Origin of the sequence: Psychromonas arctica (genome assembly GCF_036697365.1) — a bacterium.
GTDB classification, from domain to species: Bacteria; Pseudomonadota; Gammaproteobacteria; order Enterobacterales; family Psychromonadaceae; genus Psychromonas; species Psychromonas arctica_A.
Map to the genome: position 1 here is coordinate 197,257 of NZ_JBAHZA010000005.1, position 21,647 is coordinate 218,903.

Consider the following 21,647-nt stretch of genomic DNA (forward strand, 5'->3'; position numbering starts at 1 on the left):
TTATTCTGGAAACAATGTTTCACTAACTATATTTAGAAAAGCGAGCATTTTACGCTAATTACTGACGTTAGTCATTTATTATAGAAAAAATGCTTTTGCTATTGTTATAAATTTGTTGTGCGATCACGTCTCGTGACTCTTCACGCAGAGCACATAATGCCTCAAAAATGACAGTTATATTCAAAGGTGAATTATGCGCTGATTGTTGCTTATAAATAGGCATGTCCGGCGCATCTGTTTCTAACACTAAGCTTTTTAAGGGTAAGTGCCTCAGTGTATTTTGTGTTTTCTTAGCAGTTGGATGAGTGATCACGCCACCAATGCCTAACTTAAAACCTAACTTAATAAACTCATTGGCAATTTCTTCACTGCCCGAGAAAGCATGGTAAACCCCACCATAAGAGAATTTAGTTTGTTTGAGTAGTTGTAAAATACGCGATTGAGTTTTAACCACATGCAAAATAACAGGCAATTGTAAACGCTGTGCGATAGCGAGCTGCGTTAAAAAAATAGCTTCTTGGGTTTCCATATCTGTTTCTATTAACTTATCTAACCCAATCTCCCCCAACGCGACACAATGACTTTGCCCCTGCTTCTGTAAGCGAGTCAGAGTCGACTCAAGTAATGCAAAATCCTCAGCTTCAACGTTCGCTAAAAAATGCGGATGAATACCTAACGCGAAATATAATCTAGGATATTGTTCACAAAGAGCCATTATCTCAGGCCAGCGTTGTGCATCAGTTGCAGGAATAATTACGTGATTGATATTAGCTTGATTCAAATCGGCTAATAAATGTGTGAAGCCTTCTTTAAAGCAATCAAAATTTAAATGGCAATGGCTATCTATAAACATATTTCTACGCCCTTTAAAACTTATAAAAAAAGCGCCCGAAGACGCTTTATTATAAACACTTAACACATAATATTAACGATTAATGCTCTCGTGTTTTACGGAATTTAACGTCTGGGTAACGTTCCATCGCTAGATTTAAGTTAACCATAGTAGGAGCCACGTAAGTTAAGTTGTTACTTCCATCTAATGCTAGATTGTCATACGCTTTTTTCTCAAATTCAGCCATTTTAATTGGATCTTCACAATCAACCCAAAGTGCTGTTGCTACGCTGATACCTTCATAAATAGCATCGACTTTGTATTCAGATTTTAAACGTTGAACAACTACTTCAAACTGTAGAACACCGACTGCACCAACAATCAGGTCATTACTACGTAATGGGCGGAATACTTGTACAGCGCCCTCTTCAGATAGCTGCATTAACCCTTTCAACAATTGTTTTTGTTTTAATGGATCTTTTAAACGAATACGACGGAACATTTCTGGTGCGAAGTTCGGAATACCCGTAAATTTCAGATCTTCACCAACGGTAAATGTATCACCGATTTGAATTGTGCCGTGGTTGTGCAAACCAATGATGTCGCCAGAGTATGACTCTTCAGATGCCGTTCTATCACCCGCCATAAAAGTTACAGCATCAGAAATGCTGACCATTTTACCTGTACGTACATGGTGCATTTTCATGCCTTTTTCATATTTACCTGAACAGATACGCATGAAAGCAATACGGTCGCGATGTTTTGGATCCATATTCGCTTGAATTTTGAAAACAAAACCAGAGAACACTTCTTCAGTTGGTTCAACTACACGTTGCACTGTGGCTCTTGGTAATGGTTTTGGAGCCCATTCCACTAATCCATCTAGCACATGGTCAACACCAAAGTTACCTAATGCTGTACCAAAATAAACCGGCGTTAATTCCCCTGATAAAAACATCTCTTCATCAAACTCATTAGATGCGCCTACCACTAACTCCATCTCATCACGTAGATCGTCAGCATGGTTTGGTAAGGCTTTATCTAATTCAGGATTATCTAGCCCTTTAATAATACGAACTTCTTGAATTGTGTGACCTTGACCTGATTCATATAAAATCACTTCATCGCGTAAAATATGGTAAACACCTTTAAACTCTTTACCCATACCAATTGGCCAAGTAATTGGCGCACATGCGATATTCAGGACTTCTTCAACTTCATCCATCAACTCGATTGGATCACGAGTATCACGGTCACATTTATTCATAAACGTGATAATTGGTGTATCACGCAGACGTGTTACTTCCATAAGCTTAATGGTACGTTGCTCAACACCTTTAGCGGCATCAATTACCATTAAACAAGAATCAACAGCTGTTAATGTACGGTAAGTATCTTCAGAGAAATCTTCATGTCCAGGTGTATCCAGTAAGTTTACTAGACCATCATTGTATGGGAACTGCATTACCGATGTGGTAATCGAAATACCACGATCTTTTTCCATCTCCATCCAGTCAGATTTAGCATGTTGGCCTGATTTTTTACCTTTTACTGTACCCGCTTTTTGTAACGCGTTTCCGAATAATAATACTTTCTCAGTAATGGTTGTTTTACCCGCATCAGGGTGAGAGATGATTGCGAATGTACGTCTAGAGTTGACTGCCTCTAGAAATTTAGCGTCTGCCATATTTAGTTTTCTCTTTATATACGCATCAAACTGCGCACAATAATTTTTCTACGAAATGAGTGATTTATAAATTTGGCAGAACTATAGCAAATTGCCTAGATGAATTCATTTCCTATTATCTTAATTAGCATAAATTTGTTGTTTGTATTTCACTCAAAAGACAATAGATAAGGTGTTAGATACCGAATTAAAATTACCGTTTACACCTAAACTAAGTTGCACTCGCCAAGGCTAGTTTTACAGCAAAGCCAACGAACCCAATACCTACACTACCACCAGAAATAGCACTGATTCTTTTACGCTTTTTAAAACCTTCAGCCAATGTTGAACCGGCATAAATTAAAGTTGCTAAATACAACAAACTAAAAGTTTGAATAGTAACTGCAAGTATTAAAAAAGGCACAACAGGTTGCGGATAAGTCGGATCAACAAACTGGGCAAAAAATGATAAGAAAAATAAAATGGCTTTGGGATTTAATAAGCTAACTAACAATGCTTTTCTAAAAGCTTGTGATGCACTGGTCTTCTTTATTTCAACGGCTTGCTTTAGATTGACCTGACCTAATTGACGCCAAGACTTTATTGCCCCACTAATAAGTTGATAACCGATATACACAAGGTAACCTGCTCCCGCATACTTAATAAACATAAAAACTGCAGGATAAGAGGTCAAAATAGTGACTGCCCCTAATGCAGTGGCAATAATCAATAACGAGTCACCAATTAATACAGCAGAAACCGCGGCCCAACCTATACGTCTACCTTGCTGTGCAGCCAAGGCCAAGACATACAAAGAATTTGGGCCTGGTAATAAAATAACAAATAATGCCCCAAAAAAATAAGTAATGTAATTAACTACGCCGAATGCTTCCATGGTCCCTCTTCACTTAATACCTTGCCAATAAATATATAACCAATCCAAATTGGTAATTGTTACCAATACATTATCTAATTACTTAATGTTTACACTCTTTCTTAAGCTTATATTATTTAAGCTATTACACTTTCTTCTGATAAATATCAGGTCGGTGTAATTCCATAAAAAGTTCCGGTGATGCTAAGGCAGAAAAGCCAAATTTTTTATATAAATTATGTGCATCACTAGTAGCAAGTAACATACGACGAAGTCCCTGTAATTTAGGATCATCAACAATAGCCTGTATAAGCCATTTACTTAAACCTTTACCGCGGTGTTCCGGTAACACAAACACATCGGCCAAATAAGCAGAAGTTGCATAATCAGTAATCATACGCGCAAAAGCCACTTGTTGACCTTCATCAGTAAAAATACCAAAGCAAAACGAGTTATTAACTGCGGTTTGCATTGTCGATAAAGGAACACCTTTCGCCCAATAAGAGCCAGATAAATAGCCATGTATAACAGATAAATCCATCTGTTTTGTATCAGAGCTGATTTTATATCCAGCTACCATAACGCTCTCCAATATCCATCACTCATTGTGAACAGGCTAGTTGCACATAATAATACTAGCTTTGTTTGCATCTAAGCTTCAGCTCTAGATAAAGCGATGCCCATCCCTATGAATAAAGTACCAAAGATTTTATTTACAAACTCCATTATCTTTTGGCTTGTTAAATAAGGTTTCATAAAAACACCCAATAAGGCATAACCAAGCATTACTAGGCTATCAATACTCACTACCGTTAGGCCTAATATTGAATATTGTTCAAATAAAGGTTGCTGTGTGCTAATGAATTGAGGCAAAAATGCAGCAAGAAAAACAATAGACTTCGGGTTCATTAAGTTAACCACAAAACCTTGTTTTATTAGTTTGCTGTAACCTTTAACGTTAGCGGCCTCTTGAATATCTAGCATTCCTTTATCGCGCCATTTTTTTATACCTAAATATATTAAATAAGCAGCACCAGTGTATTTAACAACCTCAAAAAACACCGCTGACGAAGCCAACAAAGCACCCAGACCACATGAAACAATAATAATGTGCAAAGCCAATGCTAACTGCAAACCAATTAACCCTTGAAGAGCAGACTTCAAGCCGCCCATCATTGAGTTATTAATTGAGGCAATAGTACCCGCGCCTGGCGCTAAACTAAATACGACACAAGCTGCGACGAACACACTCCAAATTCCTAAATCCATTTTAACTTCTCCATTTTATTACTAGCTATAATAAGAGTATTACTTGAAAACTAATGAATCATTTTATAGTTTAAGGCAAAAAATCACTCATCTTCGCGTTTTTTTAACCTTTTACTTAAAGCAGGTTGTGAAATGCCCAATATTCTAGCTGCCAATGATTGTTTACCTTCTGCACGCAGCAAAGCTTCTTCTATTAATAAGTTATTTGCTTGTTTTAAGGTTGGTAAAGTCGTTAAGTTTTGAAATAAAGGAGCTGTAAATGTACGAGGGAGTGAGCTTTGTTTGGCACCACCAATAATTTTCTCAAATGCATTAAGGGGCAAAGAGTCTACTTCACAAGTACTCATCGCATCATAAACCATTGATCTCAACTCTCTGACATTACCAGGGAAGTCATAGTTACTTAGTAAAAAGTGTAATTCAGATGAAACGGTAGGGCATGATTTAGAAAACTCTTCAGCAGCTAAGGTTAAAAAGTGCTCTAATAATAGAGAAATATCTGATTTTCGGTCTCTCAGTGCAGGTACTTCTATATGATGAATTTTCAGTCGATAATAAAGGTCATTGCGAAAATTATGCTCTTCTTTTTTCTTTTCTAAATCTTGATGTGTAGCTGCAATCACCCGGCTATTAATTTTTTTAGGTGTATCGCTACCAATCGGGTAATACTCACCTTCTTGCAACAAGCGTAATAGCTTAACTTGTGAAGCTAGACTTAAATCACCTATTTCATCTAAAAAAAGAGTACCACCAGAAGCCCTTTCGATCATACCTTGTCGACTTTGATTCGCTCCGGTAAATGCTCCTCTTCTGTGGCCAAATAACGTATCAGAAAACATGTTGTCATCTAATCCAGCCACATTAATGCATACTAGTTCGCCAGCACATTGGCTTGTTTCATGAATAGCTCGAGCAATTAGCTCTTTACCGACGCCACTTTCTCCAGTAACTAAAATAGGCTGCTTACTTTTTGAAATGGATTCAATATATCTAAAAATAGAGTGCATTTGGCTGTCTGCACTAATTATCTTGGAAAAAGCAGGATCTAAAGTTGTTTTATTGTTTAACAACTGTTGGCGCATTGCCTCATTTTCTATCCCTAGCTCTTGAAATTGAACCACCCTGAAAATACCACTAGCAAGTCGTTCAGGTTCTTCAGTTTTAACATGATAATCATAAGCCCCTAATTTAATACACTGAACGGCCGTTGTAACTTGGTTTAATCCGCTAATAATAATCACTGAAATATGGGGATAAAGCTCAATAATTTGTGGTAATAACTCTTCTCCAGAAATATGTGGCATATTTAAATCAAGTAAAACAACTCTAATATTCCCTTCAGCTAAATGCTCTAGTACCTTTCTGCTATCAGAACATTGAACGGTATTATTTATTCCACAATAACGCTCTATCGCAAAACTAATACTACGCAAAAACGTCGTATCATCATCACAAATTAATATTTGAAAGTTGGGGTATAAACTAACAGTCACGAATGTTCCTCTGTTTGTACTAAAGGCAAAGATAAGGTCACAGTCGTGCCTTTTCCTTGGGTAGATTTAAAATCAAGAGAGCCTTGATGGTCTCTTACTATACCTGCTGAAATTGAAAGACCTAAGCCCATTCCGCCTTGTTCTCTTTTACTGGTATAAAATGGATCTGTTAATTTACTCAAATCATTTTTATGGATGCCAACACCGTGGTCTTTGATAGTGAAAATCACAAGCTTTAATTCTTTCTGGTAATAAGTAGTAATTTTAATTTTTTGCTCTTTACCATCTAATGCTTGGCAGGCATTAAGGATTAAATTAATCAATACTTGTTCTATTCGTTGAACACTCCCCTTAATTAATGGCAAATCATCGCCGTAATCAACTGTAAAGTGATCTGTTGCATGTTTAATTTGATTGATTACTAAACGGATTGATGTACTGACAAGTTCATTTAAATCAACCATTTCATTTAACTCTAAATGCGCTTTATCATTACTTGCGAAGTGTTTCAGATCATCAACAATACCTCGTATTTTACGACTTGCAATATGCATATCATCTAGAATACTCGGAAAAACGTCTTTAAATTGTGTATACCTAACTCCAGCAATAGTTAAACTACCACTTTCTTTACCGAGTTCATCTATTAGATCGGTTAACTCCTCAGAAGCATCTTTAATAAATGGGAAATTCATAGTTAATATACCACAAGGGTTATTAATTTCATGGGCGACCCCTGATACTAATACACCTAGTGATGCCATTTTATCTGCATGTAATAACTGCAACTGCTGATCTTTTAACTCTTTTGTTCGTCTTTCTACCTTTTTTCGCAATGAACGATTCCAAATAATAATAACAATGCTAATTAATAAAGAAACAACAGCAACAACCCCAGTGAATATAACTAGTCTCGTCCAAGGAGATGCATTTAAGCCTCCCAACCACTTCTGATAAATAGCTTGTTGTCGCCCAGTATTTTTTAAAATGGCTAATCCCTGAGAAAACTTAGCTAATAGCTCTTCATTGCCTTTTTTTACAGCGTAACCGTATTTATTGCGCCCTTCTATATTAAAAACTGGCTTGATATTAGACAGCCCAAGCTCTTTACTTAGATACAAACCGGGTAAGTTAGAAACTAAGGCATAATCATATTGCCCTGAAGCTAATAGACGTAAAGCCGCAACGTGTGTATCGGTAGGGATTAACGTAATATCTTGACTAGTATTATTCAACAGGTCATACATTAACCCATTACGTTGAACAATCACTTGGTGACCATTTAAATCAGATAGTGAGTTAATACTCGGGGAGCCACTTCGCGCAAAGACAGACTGATCTACGTAAGTATAAGGACTAAAATCATATAAGTGTTCACGCTCTTTTGAATTAGCCATACCTTGCAGAATATCTACTTCTCCTGCATTTAAAGATTCTCTAGCTGAACTCCATTTATTTAATCTAATTTCAATTTCAAAGCCCATGACGTCAGCAATAGCATGACTTAATTCAACTGAGTAACCATCTGGCTTACCTTCTTTATTAATAAACTCATAGGGAGGATAATCATAGTCTCCTCCAATGATAATTACCTTATTAGTATTAAAATTATCTTCAGATAAAACAGAGGAAACAATACACCAAAAAAAAATGTTTATTTTTAATATAAAAATGAGAACCTTCGAATCTCTTCTATGCATTATTTTCACTAAGCAACTTTCCTTAAATCAAGCATAATACGAACAGTAAATCTGATTTTCTAAATAAAAGGGGTGGTGTTAAAAAGGTGATATGTTCAGATGTATTCGGTAAACCTTACAACTAAACTAATTGACTATTTTTGAGTAACTATTAAAAATAATTATTCAAAAAATTTAACAGTGCCACTACCAATAACTACGGATAATAACGTTTTTAATAGTTGTAAGGTGAATTTTTATAATGTTTCTGCGTGCTGTATAAGTTGGCTTGCCAATACCTTAGTTGCATCAAGGCAAGGAACTCCTTGATAAGTTTGGACTGTTATCGCTAATGGAATTTCAGTACAACCCAGAATAATGACTTCTGCACCTTTACCTATTAGCTCATCCGCAGCAAACAATAATTTTTGCTGCGCATTCTCAGTGACGGGGTTAGAGTACGCTTTAACACCATAATTAGGTGAGTAAATAGCAGGCATAACGTACTCTTCTTGTACACTATCACTAGGATGTATAGCTTGTAATCCTCGTTTTTCTAAAGCATCACGATATACGCTTGTAGAAATAGTGCCTGTCGTCCCTAACACTCCCACTTTTTTAAGGCTAGGATAATAAGTAACAATATGCTCTACAACACTATCAATTAAGTGAACGAGTACAACCCCTTTAGGCAGATATTTAATAACTTCATCTAAAATCGGTTTAGCATGGGCTGTATTACATGGGATGCCAATAATATTAGCCCCTTCAGAAGAAAGTCTTTCTATAATATCTAATATTCCAACACTTGGGTTTTCCTTTACCTTACCAATTAAAAATTCTGTTCTATCTATCATTTTATGAGGAGTAGAGATAAGCACCACAGGGAAATGTTCACTATCGCCTTTAACAGGCGTTAAATCATACACTTTACGCAATAGGTCTAATCCAGCATAGCTTCCCATGCCACCTACAATACCAATGGATTTTTTTGTCATTTTTGAAACCTTGAAGATAAGCTTTACTCAGCAATAGTGAGTATTTAATGAAAACTGAGCTTATGATGAGGTTAAAATAGCTTTTAACCTCATATAAACATCTAACTAATTGAGCTTTGTGAGGAAGTTAATCATTGATAGGTGCATTAGTTTGCTTATTGTTAAAGCGTTCTAGGTCAAGTTCACCTTCGCTCTTACCTATTAACAATGTCACCATTAAGTCACCAGTTACATTAACTGTTGTACGAGCCATATCTAGGATTCTGTCTATACCAGCCACGATAGCAATACCTTCTAAAGGTAAGCCTACTGTTGATAGAACAAGTGATAACATGATTAAACCAGCACCAGGAACACCCGCAGTTCCTATAGAGGCTAAAGTTGCTGTAGCAATGATAGTCAGATAATCAGCAGTAGAAAGATCTACACCAAACGCTTGCGCAATGAAAAGAGCTAAGACACCTTGATAAAGAGCAGTACCATCCATATTAATAGTTGCGCCCATTGGCAATACAAAGCTTGAAATACTACGAGACACACCTAAATTTTCTGTCGCACATTTAATACTCGCAGGCAAAGTACCTGAACTACTTGTAGTGGTAAACGCAATAACTTGAGCTTCAATAATGCCTTTATAGAATCTTTTAGGATTTAATTTACCAAACAGACCTACTAAACCGCCACCTAGGAATAAAACATGAAGAATACAACCTAAATAAACCAAACCGATAACTTTAATTAATGGTAGTAAAAGCTCTAAACCATATTTACCAGATACCCAAGCCATTAAAGCGAAGACTCCATATGGGGCAAACTTCATGACCAATTCAGTCATTTTATACATAGCTTCAGCTAAGCCTTCGAAAAACTTAACAACGGGCTCAGACTTTTCACCAACTAGGTTTAATGCAATGCCTAGCCCTAATGCAAATACTATTATTTGTAAGATATTTCCTGCAGCCAATGCACCAATAGGGTTTTTAGGGATTAAGCCAACGAGTGTATCCACTAAACTAGGAGAAGCCTTAACTTCATTAGTTGTAGAAGCAACCATGTTAAGCGCAGCACCTGGCTCAAAGAAGATACCTAAGCCAAGACCAATACTAATTGCAACAGCAGTCGTCGTAAGATAAAAAACAATTGACTTTAAACCAATACGTCCCATCTTAGTAGTATCCTTCATGGAAGTAACACCAACGACTAACGAACAAAATATTAAAGGAACGATTAACATTTTTATCGCACTGATAAATAAAGTACCAATAGGTTTGATTAGCTCTGAAGACTCTCCAAAAACAGCGCCTACAATGACACCAGCTACCATACCTATTAATATTTTAAACCATAGTGGCATACCCTTAGCTGAACTAACCCCATCTTTTATTTTATTTTCCATATATATCTATCCTTTTTATTTTTTATCAAATTGAGTAAAACAAAGGCTAACTCCAACATTACTTTTAAAAAAAGAACTAAACTGACATTTGATGTAGCCAAATCAGCATATTAAAAGAGCGCACCAACTTGATTTTGCATTATTAGTGCCAACCCAAAATAATATAAGCAATTGAAAAATAAGGAGATATTTTAAAAAAAAACACAAGGATTTATAACTTAAGTTCAAACTAACAATAAAAAAAACAAAAAAGAATTAAATATCAATAACTTAAAATATATAATAAAAGTTATAACAATTACTTTTGTTATAACTGTTTCGCTATTAAAATTTATTATCTATTGGAACAGTAATCATTGGTACTTCCTGTTAATATATTGGAAATTATTGATTAAGTGAGTTCCCATGAAATTATTAGTACGTAACCTTGCCAAGGCAACAACAGAAGACAAATTACTGAGTTTATTTAAAGAGTACGGCAACGTTCAATCTTGTAATCTTGTTCTAGATAAAGAAACAGGTGCATCAAAAGGTTTTGCTTTTGTTGAGATGCCTAAAGTAGGTGAAGCAAAAGCTGCTATTAAACAATTAAATAGCTATAAATTGGCAGGTAATATAATTCGAGTTAAAAAAGCAGATACAAAAAAAGAAGCGACACCTGAAACTCCAGCACCGAAAACAGAAACGGTAAAGAAAGCCGTAGAAACAAGCTCAACGGAGACTGCTGAAATGGTTGACCCGGCAAAAGTTTGGGGTGAAGTAAAAGAATAATTTAAACATTCGCTTTAAGCTCAGAGAACTTAATCGCATTAACTACCTAACCTTTAGCGCTATTAAGCTTAGCTTCATAGTATTGGCGAGATACTGAGTCGAATCGATGTAAACAGAGCTGGTATAAACCAGCACTGTTTATTTTACTTAACAACAAAGTTCCTTTCTCATACTCACTGTTAATATAAGCCCTTTCAACGTCATTATAAGCGCTATTTTCAGTTAAAGTAGTTTGTTTGATATCTTGATAATAATAAGCCATCACAGAATCACCTTCACTCTCAGCTAATTCCTGACATTTATCGTAATTAGCTAACGTATCACCAATCGCTTTTAAAGCTTCTTGATTCGGCAACATAGATTGCTCCTTTGCCAAAGCAAAGAAGCTAAATAAAGAAATTAACAATATAATAGAATATTTCATCAGCACCAAACAAAAAGGAACTTGCCCTTTATTGCTTAACCTAAAGCTTGTTCAAAGTCAGCAATGAGATCGGCGGTGTTTTCAATACCAATTGAACAACGGATCATATTTTCGCTAATACCCATCTCTTGGCGAAGTTTTAATCCCATTTCAAAATAAATAGTAGGCGCAACAGGTAATGCCAAAGTACGGTTATCGCCTAAATGTGTTGCACTAATCACTAGATTTAATTTATTCAAAAATTCACAGCAATCAACGCCATCAACTAAATCAAAACTTAAGAGAGCACCAAAACCACTAAATAACGATTTCGCGCGTTGATGTTGAGGATGATCACTTAAACCAGGGTAATACACTTTGGCAACTTTAGGGTGTGCTTGTAATAGCTCAGCTAAAGCCATGCTATTCACAGCTTGACGCTCCATACGTAGTTCCATGGTTTCACTGCCAACAGAGATAAGATGTGCGCCTTGAGAGCTCAAACAAGCGCCCATATCACGTAAGCCTTTTTTCTTAATTTGGCTGATACCCCATAAATTACTGTCACCTTTACGGTAACCTTCGTAAATATTTGGATATTTCTCCCAGTTAAACAAACCAGTGTCTGTAACTGAACCACCCAAAGCATTACCATGCCCAGCAACATATTTAGATAATGAAGTTACAATTAAGCTAGCTTTAACGTCTTTCGCATCAAATAAATAACTTGAAGTAATGGTGTTATCGATAACATAAACGAGCTCATTTTCTTCACAGAACTCACCAATTTCATCCAACGCACTTATTTGAGTAACAGGGTTAGCAATAGTTTCTACGAACACCATCTTGGTATTAGCTTTTAAAGCAGCACTTACGTCAGCAATATCTGTTGCATCAACTAAAGTCACTTCAATACCGTAACCTTCTAATGTACCCAATAAAGAAGTAGTATTACCAAACAAGAAACGGCTACAAATAAGGTGGTCACCAGATTTTAATAGGGTTAAGAAAGTAGCGACAATAGCGGACATTCCACAAGAGAAAACAGCAGTTGCAACGCCGTTATCCATCTTTTGAATTTTTTTACATAAAGCGTCTAAGGTCGGCGTTGAAGATCGTGCATATGCATGACCAGGTTGACCTTGGAAAACATCAATTAATCCTTGTACATCTTTAAACCCGTATGGGACAGAATTGTGTATTGGAGCATGAACTGCACCTGCTTCAAGGCCTAACTGATGATCTGAATGCACTATTTTTGTGGTAAAACCTAACGCTGTCATTTAAATTCCTTGCTTTTATTCTCAATAATGATCGCTTTGATCTAAAATGTCGTAAATTTAACGTATTATGCCTAATCTAGATGGATTTAGCATTAGGTGTATTAAGGAAATAAATTGAAGTCGAATATATACAGTGTTTTGGTCTTTTTATTAGGGGTTGCCTGCTCGTACCTTATCTCACTGCACCTGACTGAAAAAGAAAAAATACAGCAGCAACAAAACATACAGTTAGAGAGTAAAAGCATCGCCTTTAATATTCTCAATAGTATTGAGAGCAATGCAGAGCAAATTCAGCTATTAATCAGCCATTGGATTTCCATTGATGATCTTAATAGCCATTGGAAAACCGACACAAACTTACTTATTAATAGAAATCGCTTCATTAATACCATTAAACTATTTCCATTAGTCGACGACTCTTTATTCGATTTACCTCCTAAAACCTTGATTAAAGCTGATAGTGAAATAGAAAAAAGAAGGCAACTACGGGCTCGTGAGCACCTACCTAAAAATGCAAACCAAGTAATATCTAACTTTGTTTATACTACCCGAGCATCTTATCTCCCTGATAATAATATTGAGTTAAAATTACAGTTTCCCATTGTCATTGATAGACAACTTATCGCCTATGTAGAAGTGCCAATGAAGCTAGGTATGTTATTGAAACATAAGCTAGATACTTACCAAATTACTAAGCCATTTGCTATATCAGAGAATGGAACTGTTTTATTCAATTACTTACCTGAAAAGCTGCACATCAATAATATTACCAAAGAAACAACCATTCATGTTTTTGGGCACACTTGGAAACTGATGGTTTGGTCTAACATAGTACATCAAGAGAAAGGTTTATTTTTAATTCTGTCATTACTTGTCTCTTTACTGGCAGCTATTGCAGTTAAACTAGGTATGTTAAACCTTGATTTATATAAGAAGGATCTTAAGAATAAAAATTTAATAAGGAAAGTGGACGATGAGTGTAAAAGCAGTCAGGCCAAACTTATCCAATCAAATAAACTAGCGTCATTAGGAGAAATAGCCGCTGGAATTGCACATGAAATTAACCAGCCTTTACAAGTTATTTGTATTCATACGGACATTTGCCAAGAAAACATTAAAAAAGGTAATTACCATTTAATAGAAAAAAGCTTTAAGGCTATTACTGCACAAAGTGAGCGTATTGAAAATATCGTTAAGCAGGTAGGTAGTTTTGGGCGAGATAGTGAATTAGATAATTATCAGAAAGAAGAACCAAATCGTATCTTTAATAACGTTATTTCAATCGTAATTAATCAATACAAGCAAGACCAAGTAGAATTAAGACAAGTTATTCCAAGCTCTTTACCGTTATTGTTTTGTAATAAGACACAAATAGAGCAAGTATTAGTTAACCTCTTGATTAACGCTAAGGACTCCGTTGAAACTTCAGAAAGAAAAGTCGTATTTTTCAAAGCACACGCTCAAGATCATAAACTATATATTCAAGTTTCAGACTCTGGAACAGGTATTGATCCTACTAAAGTTAATGATATCTTCACGCCTTTCTATACGACCAAACCACTAGGTAAAGGTACAGGGTTAGGGTTATCTATTAGTTATTCGATCATTCATCAACATCAAGGACATATTAAAGTTTCCAGTGAAATAGGCCATGGCAGTGTATTCACCGTGATCCTTCCTTTCGATAAACCCAAAAAACATATAAATGAAAGCATATAAAAAATAGTAAAAACATCATTTGTAATGCTAGTGGATTTGAAGAAAAGCGTCTGAATAAAGTTGGCTCAGTAACGAACCAATCATCCTAATGAGCACAAATAGCTTTACTGATTATATGTTGAAACACATAACACAAGCATGTAATTAGGATGATTTGATTTGGGTATAGCTTGGAAAGAGTTGTTACTAGGGTAAATCTACAAATATATTTTTTACAAACGCATAAAAAAAGGCAAGTCATAACCTACCTTTTTTTCAATCAGAATGAGCATTTACATGCTCATCGAAGCAATATTAAAGAGCTACGATGTTTTCTGCTTGAGGACCTTTTTGACCTTGAGTTACAGTGAACTGTACTTTTTGGCCTTCAGCAAGAGTTTTAAAACCAGTGCTTGCGATAGCAGAGAAATGTGCGAAAACGTCAGGACCGTTTTCTTGCTCGATGAAACCAAAACCTTTAGATTCGTTGAACCATTTAACTGTACCAGTAGTAGTAGACATGTGTATATCCTAATATATTTGAGTAATTTAACCTTAAAAATTAAGGCAGTTGGCTAGAAGTGTTGCTATTACTTATGATGTATAGGATTCGGTACATAAATACGGAACAAAGAACATAAATATCAAACGAACTTTCAAGCTAAAAAATATTATATATAGGTTTATTTCGCTGTCAATAGCTATTTAACTTTAATATAAAAAAAACATTAATATAGATATCAACTTTAAAGCATTTCTATATATTTCAGTTAGTTAAGGTTAAAATTTAATTTAACGATTCATTAACACTTTAATATTTTTATAGTAATTACATTATATATATTGTCTAAATTTCGAACTAAAGGAACAGTTCAAATCAAAGATAAAGTTAACATAACTTACTGTTTACTTTGCTAAATATAAAAAAATACTAGACACTTTTTACAATTAAAATAAATCAGTTAATTAGCGTGATTGGTATTATCACTGCTATTATATTTCGACTATTAAAAACGAGGTAAATATGACAATTTGGATTGATGCAGATGCCTGCCCTGTGGCAGTAAGAGAAATGGTATTAAGAGCAAGTACAAGAACCCAAACACCATTGGTATTCGTTGCAAACTCCCCTTTACCCGTTCGAAGAACGCCCCTAGTAAAAACAATACAAGTTTCGCAAGGATTTGATGTAGCAGATAACTACATTAGCCAACATGTAGAACTGAAGGACTTAGTCGTTACTCAAGACATCCCTCTCGCGGCAGAATTAGTTGAAAAGGGAATAATAGCGCTTAACCCTAGAGGTGAGCTGTATACACCAGATAACGTTCGACAGAGGCTAGCAATGCGTAATATGGCTGAAGAATTAAGAAGTATTGGGCAAATCAGTGGTGGTCCAAATAAGTTTTCAGACAAAGATAAACAAAACTTTGCTAACTCACTAGACAAATGGTTACAAAAAGCAAAAAGGTAAGCGCTCGCTTACCTTTTAATAAAAGAAATTCAAATACAAACTTAGATGATGCGCGTTTCAGCTTGAAGTTTCTTTAATCTAAGTTCTTCTGCTTCCTTTTTCTTACGTGTATCGCAAGGATCCGGACAGTCACATTCTTTATCAATGCCGACAGATGCAAGTCCACCACAGCTACCGCCAATAGTCTTTTGATTGACAATATAACCGATTGCCATAGCAACGATAACTAATAAGAAAACAACAAAGGTAGCAATAAAATAGATCATTATTTTTCCTCTACAAGGTATTGTTCAAACTCAGGAGTGAAAGATTCAATAAATCCGTCGCCCTGCTTGGTCAATAAAAAAACAGGCTGCTTTAATTTAGTTGCAAATTCTAAGCCGTCTTTAGGTCCTAATACAGTAATCGCAGTAGCTAATCCATCTGCAACCATACTACTTTCGTCAATCACAGTTACAGATACTAACTTATGATTGATAGGACGACCAGTTTTTGGATCAATCGTATGGGAATAACGTATGCCATCTGCTTCAAAGTAATTACGATAATCACCCGAAGTAGCGATAGCACTATTACCAATATGTAACAAACGTTGTACATTTTGGCCGTTACCAGGACGTTCAATAGCGAGTGTCCAAGGCTGTTGATTTAACTTAGTCCCACTGGCTCTTAACTCACCACCAATATCAACCAGGTAGTTATTGATACCTTTTGCTTCCATAAACTCAGCAATGGCATCAACACCATAACCTTTAGCAATTGATGATAGATCAACATACAAATCAGGTTTAGCTTTGATCAGCTTGTTGCCTTCAATTGACAGATATTGGCTGCCAACACCTTGTTTGGTTTGCTCAATTAATTCTGCATCAGGTATTTTATTAGGCTTTTTATCTGGACCAAATCCCCATAAGTTAACCAAAGGGCCGACTGTTACATCAAAAGCACCACCACTTTGTTGATATATTTCAAGCGCTTTAGATACCACTTTAACAGTTGCATCTGATACTTCTAATGAAGAATTACTTTTATTAAATAAAGACAACTCAGAGTTAGGACGATAAGTTGACATTTGATCATTAACTAATTCCAATTGCAGATCAATTAACTCTTTTAACTCATTGCTTAATAGTTGTTTATTCGAAGTTTGTTCACTCGACAAAACATAAGTCACTTGATAATAAGTGCCCATAGTTTGCCCCTGAACTTTTAATAAAGCAGGCTCAGGTTTAGTGCACGATGAAATAAAAAAGGCTAGCCCTATTAAGGCTAGCCATTTAATCGATGCGTTAATCATCGGGGTTAACCGCCGAAGTCATCAAGTAAGATATTTTCGTCTTCTACACCTAAATCTTTAAGCATAGCAATAACCGCAGCATTCATCACTGGTGGACCACACATGTAGAACTCACAATCTTCTGGAGCTTCATGGTCTTTCAGGTAGTTTTCATACAATACGTTATGAATAAACCCTGTATGTCCATCCCAATCATCTTCAGGCTGTGGATCACTTAGTGCAACATGCCATTCAAAGTTTTCATTTTCAGCTGCAATAGCATCAAAATCTTCAACGTAGAACATTTCACGCTTAGAACGTGCACCGTACCAGAAACTAGCTTTACGTTTAGTATGTAAACGACGGAATTGGTCAAAGATATGAGAACGCATTGGCGCCATACCAGCACCACCACCAACAAATACCATTTCGTTTTCAGTTTCTTTTGCGAAGAACTCACCAAATGGACCAGAAATCGTTACTTTATCGCCTGCTTTCAGACTAAAGATAAACGAAGACATTTTACCACAAGGCAATGATAGATCACGTGGCGGTGGCGTAGCGATACGCACGTTCAACATGATAATACCTTCTTCACCTGGGTAGTTAGCCATTGAATAAGCTCGAATAGTCTCTTCATCAACTTTTGACTCTAAATCAAAAAACTTGAAGTGTTCCCAATCGCCACGGTACTGCTCTTCGATATCAAAATCTTTATATTTGATATGGTGTGCAGGCGCTTCGATTTGAATGTAACCACCGGCTTTAAATGGTACAGATTCACCATCAGGAATTTGTAGTTTAAGCTCTTTAATGAATGTAGCTTCATTTCCGTTAGAGATAACAGTACATTCCCACTTCTTAACACCAAAGATCTCTTCAGGAAGTTCGATATCCATGTCTTCTTTAACATTAACCTGACATGACAAACGCTCGCCTTCTTTTGCTTCACGTTTAGTAATGTGGTCAAGTTCTGTCGGTAAGATATCACCGCCACCTGATTTAATTTTCACACGACATTGGCCACAAGTACCACCGCCGCCACAAGCAGAAGAAACAAATACACCAGCGTTTGCTAATGCACCTAATAACTTGCCACCCGCTTGGGTTTTGATGCTTTTATCTGCATCATCATTAATAGAAATTGTAATATCACCCGTGCTTACAAGTTTTGCTTTTGCCGATAAAATAATAACGACTAGAGCTAAAACGATAATTGTAAACATGGCAACGCCGAGAAAGATTTCCATCGACTTTTTCCTTGTTTTGGGGAGGGAATAAATTCCCTCGAATTCATCTAAGCTAAAACAGTAACAACTACAGCTGGATACCAGAGAATGACATAAAACCTAATGCCATTAATCCAGCCGTTACAAATGTAATACCTAAACCACGTAAACCATCTGGTACGTCAGAGTATTTCATTTTTTCACGGATACCCGCTAATGCTACGATTGCTAATGTCCAACCAACACCACTACCCACACCGTAAACAACAGACTCTAATAAGTTGTATTCACGTTGAACCATAAACGAGACACCACCAAAGATGGCACAGTTAACGGTAATAAGTGGTAGGAAGATACCAAGTGCTTGGTACAACGCCGGGAAGTATTTATCTAAAATCATTTCCAAGATTTGTACTAATGCTGCAATAACACCAATGAAAGTGATAAAGCCTAAGAAGCTTAAGTCAGCATCAGGAAAACCTGCCCAACCAAGCGCACCAGGTGCTAGTAGGTTAAAATAGATAACTTGGTTAACCGGTACCGAAATACCTAATACCACTATTACCGCAATACCTAGACCGATTGACGTTTTTACTTTCTTAGAAACAGCAAGGAAAGTACACATGCCTAAGAAGAAAGCCAGTGCCATATTTTCCATGAAAATAGAACGCACAAATAAACTAAGATAATGTTCCATTCAAATTACTCCTTTGGCTCAACTTGTTCTGGTTTAATAACGCGAATAGCCCAGATAATGCCACCAATAATAAAGAAAGCACTAGGAGGTAATAGCAATAGACCATTACTTTGGTACCAACCACCATTAGATACTAACGGTAAGATCTCGAATCCAAATAAAGCACCTGAACCGAATAACTCACGGAAACCACCTACTAAAACAAGGATTAAGCCGTAACCTAAACCATTACCTATACCATCCATAAAGCTTGGGAATGGTGCATTTTTCATAGCAAATGCTTCAGCACGTCCCATAACGATACAGTTAGTGATAATAAGACCAACATAAACCGATAACTGTGTAGATAGTCCGTATGCATAAGCTCTCAATACTTGGTCAACAACGATTACCAACGATGCGATAATGGCCATCTGTACAATGATACGTACACTATTAGGAATATAGTTACGAATCATCGAAATGAACAAGTTAGAAAAAGCTGTTACAAATAATACAGCTAATGTCATTACCACAGCAGTTTGTAGTGTTGCTGTTACCGCTAAAGCAGAACAAACACCAAGAATTTGCAATGCTATCGGGTTATTACTTACAACCGGGGAAGTAAGTACTTCTTTTAATTCAGTTGATTTAGCCATTGTTTAGCGCTCCTTCACGAACTTTGCTAAGAAATGGACCAAACCCTTGCTCACCTAACCAAAAAGTAAAGGTATGCTCAACCCCAACACTCGTGAGTGTTGCGCCTGATAAACCATCAATTTTATGTTTAGAGCCAGCAGGTGCTTGACCTTTAACGATTTCAATAGCAGGGTCACCATTCTCGTCGTACAACTCTTTACCTTTGAACAGTTTAGTCCAACGAGGGTTTTGTACTTCACCACCTAATCCAGGTGTTTCACCTTGCTCGTAATAAGTAATCGCTTCGATAGTATTACCATCAGGTTGTACTGCAACAAATGCATACATAGTTGACCATAAACCAGCACCATGTACTGGTAAAATGATACGTTGCAGCTCACCTTGATCGTTAGATACTAAGTAAACCGTTGCAATATTTGCACGACGACCAATTTTAGCAACATTTTCATCTGCACTAAGCTTGATGCTTGTTTCAGGATCTTTTGCTGCTTTACGTTGGTCATAAGCTATTGGATCAGATGATGAAACAAACTCACCAGTTGCTAAATCAACTAACTTTGTTTCAATGTTAGAATTAAAAATTTCAGACACTGTTTTGTTAGTTGTTAAACCAGCAACATCAAGAATTTTGTTTTGTTTATCAATCGCTTTATTTTCGATTTGTAGCGGACGCAAACCAACTGCAGCCCCTGCAACAATAATTGAACAAACTAGACAAACTGCTAGTACAACAAGTATTGTTTTGCCGAATGTTTCCTGTTGATTAGACATTACGTGCTAGCCTCCGTTTGATGTTTCCTTGCACAACAAAATAATCGAATAACGGTGCAAACAGGTTAGCAAATAAGATAGCTAACATAATACCTTCAGGGAAGGCAGGGTTTACAACACGAATCAATACCGTCATTAATCCAATTAATATGCCGTATGCCCATTTACTTTTGTTAGTAAATGCAGCTGACACCGGATCTGTAGCCATAAAGATCATACCAAAAGCAAAACCACCCATTACTAAATGCCAATACCAAGGTAATTGGAACATGTGGTTAGTATCGCTACCAATCACATTAAATAATAATGACGTTGCAATCATACCGATCATGACACCAGCAATAATTCGCCATGAAGCAATACCAGTAATAACAATAAATGCACCACCGATAAGAATAGCCAATGTAGACACTTCACCAACACTACCTTGCATGTTACCGATAAAGGCATCCATCCAAGACATTTGTGATTGTAAAGCTTCTAAGCCACCTTGTGACATTACACTTAATGATGTTGCACCAGAGAAGCCATCTACAGCAGTCCATACCGCATCACCTGAAATATCAGTTGGGTATGCAAAATATAGGAATGCACGACCAGCTAATGCAGGATTTAAGAAATTACGTCCTGTGCCACCAAAGATCTCTTTAGCGACTACAACACCAAACGTAATACCTAAAGCAACTTGCCATAATGGCAGTGTTGCAGGCACGATTAACGCAAACAGTACAGAAGAAACAAAGAAACCTTCATTTACTTCATGTTTACGAACACTTGCAAATAACACTTCCCAGAAACCACCGACAACAAAAGTCACCGCATAGATAGGTAAGAAGTAAGCAGCACCAAATAACAAGTTATCAAAGATACCTGCACCGGAGCCAAGCGTTACGCCTAACATATCCAACAGTGCAACTCGCCAGTCTTCTAGAGCAGAGTAACCCGCAACAATCGCATCATTAGCTTGAACACCTGTGTTGTACATACCGTAAAACATTGCAGGAAAAGTTGCTAACCAAACAAAAATCATAATTCGTTTTAAGTCAAGACTATCACGAACATGTGTAAGGCCTTTGGTTACATAGCCAGGAGTATAGAAGAAGGTCGCAGCAGCTTCGTACAGAGCGTACCATTTTTCATGACGTCCCCCTGCCTCAAAATGCGGCTCCATTTTTTCAATTATATGTTTAAGACCCATG

Annotated in this window: 22 protein-coding genes; 3 read left to right on the forward strand and 19 right to left on the reverse strand. The window is 36.5% G+C overall.

Features of this window, described 5'->3' with window-relative positions; genetic code table 11:
• Positions 1-67: 67 nt before the first annotated feature.
• The 9 genes from V5290_RS07720 to V5290_RS07760 all read right to left on the reverse strand — a co-directional run bounded on the left by V5290_RS07720 (position 68) and on the right by V5290_RS07760 (position 10,207).
• Entirely contained in the window at positions 68-853 is a 786-nt protein-coding gene (locus V5290_RS07720; protein ID WP_333383642.1) for a TatD family hydrolase, read from the reverse strand.
• A 79-nt stretch (positions 854-932) separates the two neighbouring features.
• Complete coding sequence (prfC, locus tag V5290_RS07725) at positions 933-2,519, reverse strand: peptide chain release factor 3 (protein ID WP_333383645.1); 1,587 nt, start codon at positions 2,517-2,519, stop codon at positions 933-935.
• A gap of 211 nt (positions 2,520-2,730) precedes the next feature.
• Entirely contained in the window at positions 2,731-3,393 is a 663-nt protein-coding gene (leuE, locus tag V5290_RS07730; protein WP_333383648.1) for a leucine efflux protein LeuE, read from the reverse strand.
• A gap of 124 nt (positions 3,394-3,517) precedes the next feature.
• A complete protein-coding gene (locus V5290_RS07735) occupies positions 3,518-3,952 on the reverse strand; it encodes a GNAT family N-acetyltransferase (RefSeq protein WP_333383651.1) in 435 nt (144 codons plus the stop codon).
• Between the two features lie 71 nt (positions 3,953-4,023).
• Positions 4,024-4,641 carry a homoserine/homoserine lactone efflux protein gene (gene rhtB, locus V5290_RS07740; protein ID WP_333383653.1) on the reverse strand — a complete coding sequence of 206 codons (618 nt, stop codon included), beginning with the start codon at positions 4,639-4,641 and terminating at the stop codon, positions 4,024-4,026.
• An 83-nt stretch (positions 4,642-4,724) separates the two neighbouring features.
• The gene (locus tag V5290_RS07745) at positions 4,725-6,134 is read right to left on the reverse strand and encodes a sigma-54 dependent transcriptional regulator (protein ID WP_333383656.1); all 1,410 of its coding nucleotides are present in this window, start codon (positions 6,132-6,134) and stop codon (positions 4,725-4,727) included.
• Positions 6,131-7,834 carry a transporter substrate-binding domain-containing protein gene (locus tag V5290_RS07750; protein ID WP_333383885.1) on the reverse strand — a complete coding sequence of 568 codons (1,704 nt, stop codon included), beginning with the start codon at positions 7,832-7,834 and terminating at the stop codon, positions 6,131-6,133. Before V5290_RS07750 ends, V5290_RS07745 begins: the two co-directional genes overlap by 4 nt.
• A gap of 236 nt (positions 7,835-8,070) precedes the next feature.
• Positions 8,071-8,811: an aspartate/glutamate racemase family protein gene (locus tag V5290_RS07755; RefSeq protein ID WP_333383658.1), complete on the reverse strand. Its 741-nt coding sequence runs from the start codon at positions 8,809-8,811 to the stop codon at positions 8,071-8,073.
• 127 nt (positions 8,812-8,938) lie between these two features.
• Positions 8,939-10,207 (reverse strand): dicarboxylate/amino acid:cation symporter, encoded by a 1,269-nt coding sequence (locus tag V5290_RS07760; protein ID WP_333383660.1) that lies wholly within the window; start codon positions 10,205-10,207, stop codon positions 8,939-8,941.
• 405 nt (positions 10,208-10,612) lie between these two features.
• Here V5290_RS07760 and V5290_RS07765 point away from each other — a divergent pair, with 405 nt between their 5' ends.
• Positions 10,613-10,978: an RNA-binding protein gene (locus V5290_RS07765; protein ID WP_333383662.1), complete on the forward strand. Its 366-nt coding sequence runs from the start codon at positions 10,613-10,615 to the stop codon at positions 10,976-10,978.
• Positions 10,979-11,024: 46 nt separating this feature from the next.
• On the opposite strand, the gene V5290_RS07770 is transcribed toward V5290_RS07765, so the two are convergent.
• Positions 11,025-11,336 (reverse strand): hypothetical protein, encoded by a 312-nt coding sequence (locus V5290_RS07770; RefSeq protein ID WP_333383665.1) that lies wholly within the window; start codon positions 11,334-11,336, stop codon positions 11,025-11,027.
• Between the two features lie 101 nt (positions 11,337-11,437).
• Entirely contained in the window at positions 11,438-12,664 is a 1,227-nt protein-coding gene (locus V5290_RS07775; protein ID WP_333383667.1) for a cystathionine gamma-synthase family protein, read from the reverse strand.
• 114 nt (positions 12,665-12,778) lie between these two features.
• Here V5290_RS07775 and V5290_RS07780 point away from each other — a divergent pair, with 114 nt between their 5' ends.
• Entirely contained in the window at positions 12,779-14,383 is a 1,605-nt protein-coding gene (locus V5290_RS07780; RefSeq protein WP_333383670.1) for a sensor histidine kinase, read from the forward strand.
• Between the two features lie 294 nt (positions 14,384-14,677).
• Here V5290_RS07780 and cspE read toward each other — a convergent pair whose 3' ends face one another.
• Complete coding sequence (cspE, locus tag V5290_RS07785; RefSeq protein WP_019613006.1) at positions 14,678-14,884, reverse strand: transcription antiterminator/RNA stability regulator CspE; 207 nt, start codon at positions 14,882-14,884, stop codon at positions 14,678-14,680.
• A gap of 502 nt (positions 14,885-15,386) precedes the next feature.
• Between cspE and V5290_RS07790 the strand changes: the two genes are divergently transcribed.
• The gene (locus V5290_RS07790; RefSeq protein ID WP_333383676.1) at positions 15,387-15,836 is read left to right on the forward strand and encodes a YaiI/YqxD family protein; all 450 of its coding nucleotides are present in this window, start codon (positions 15,387-15,389) and stop codon (positions 15,834-15,836) included.
• Positions 15,837-15,877: 41 nt separating this feature from the next.
• Here the strand turns inward: V5290_RS07790 and nqrM are convergent, their stop codons facing one another.
• The 7 genes from nqrM to V5290_RS07825 form a co-directional block, all read right to left on the reverse strand.
• A complete protein-coding gene (gene nqrM / locus V5290_RS07795; protein WP_113820155.1) occupies positions 15,878-16,102 on the reverse strand; it encodes a (Na+)-NQR maturation NqrM in 225 nt (74 codons plus the stop codon).
• On the reverse strand, positions 16,102-17,133 hold the full coding sequence (locus tag V5290_RS07800; protein WP_333383681.1) for an FAD:protein FMN transferase: 1,032 nt from the start codon (positions 17,131-17,133) through the stop codon (positions 16,102-16,104). The genes nqrM and V5290_RS07800 overlap by 1 nt, the downstream gene beginning before the upstream one ends.
• A gap of 5 nt (positions 17,134-17,138) precedes the next feature.
• Positions 17,139-18,362, reverse strand: a complete 1,224-nt coding sequence (gene nqrF, locus V5290_RS07805) for an NADH:ubiquinone reductase (Na(+)-transporting) subunit F (protein WP_333383684.1) — start codon at positions 18,360-18,362, stop codon at positions 17,139-17,141.
• A 67-nt stretch (positions 18,363-18,429) separates the two neighbouring features.
• Positions 18,430-19,038 (reverse strand): NADH:ubiquinone reductase (Na(+)-transporting) subunit E, encoded by a 609-nt coding sequence (nqrE, locus tag V5290_RS07810; RefSeq protein ID WP_113820158.1) that lies wholly within the window; start codon positions 19,036-19,038, stop codon positions 18,430-18,432.
• A 5-nt stretch (positions 19,039-19,043) separates the two neighbouring features.
• On the reverse strand, positions 19,044-19,676 hold the full coding sequence (locus V5290_RS07815) for an NADH:ubiquinone reductase (Na(+)-transporting) subunit D (protein ID WP_333383688.1): 633 nt from the start codon (positions 19,674-19,676) through the stop codon (positions 19,044-19,046).
• Complete coding sequence (locus tag V5290_RS07820) at positions 19,669-20,448, reverse strand: Na(+)-translocating NADH-quinone reductase subunit C (protein ID WP_333383690.1); 780 nt, start codon at positions 20,446-20,448, stop codon at positions 19,669-19,671. Before V5290_RS07820 ends, V5290_RS07815 begins: the two co-directional genes overlap by 8 nt.
• A complete protein-coding gene (locus V5290_RS07825) occupies positions 20,441-21,646 on the reverse strand; it encodes an NADH:ubiquinone reductase (Na(+)-transporting) subunit B (protein WP_333383693.1) in 1,206 nt (401 codons plus the stop codon). Before V5290_RS07825 ends, V5290_RS07820 begins: the two co-directional genes overlap by 8 nt.
• Position 21,647 lies beyond the last annotated feature (1 nt).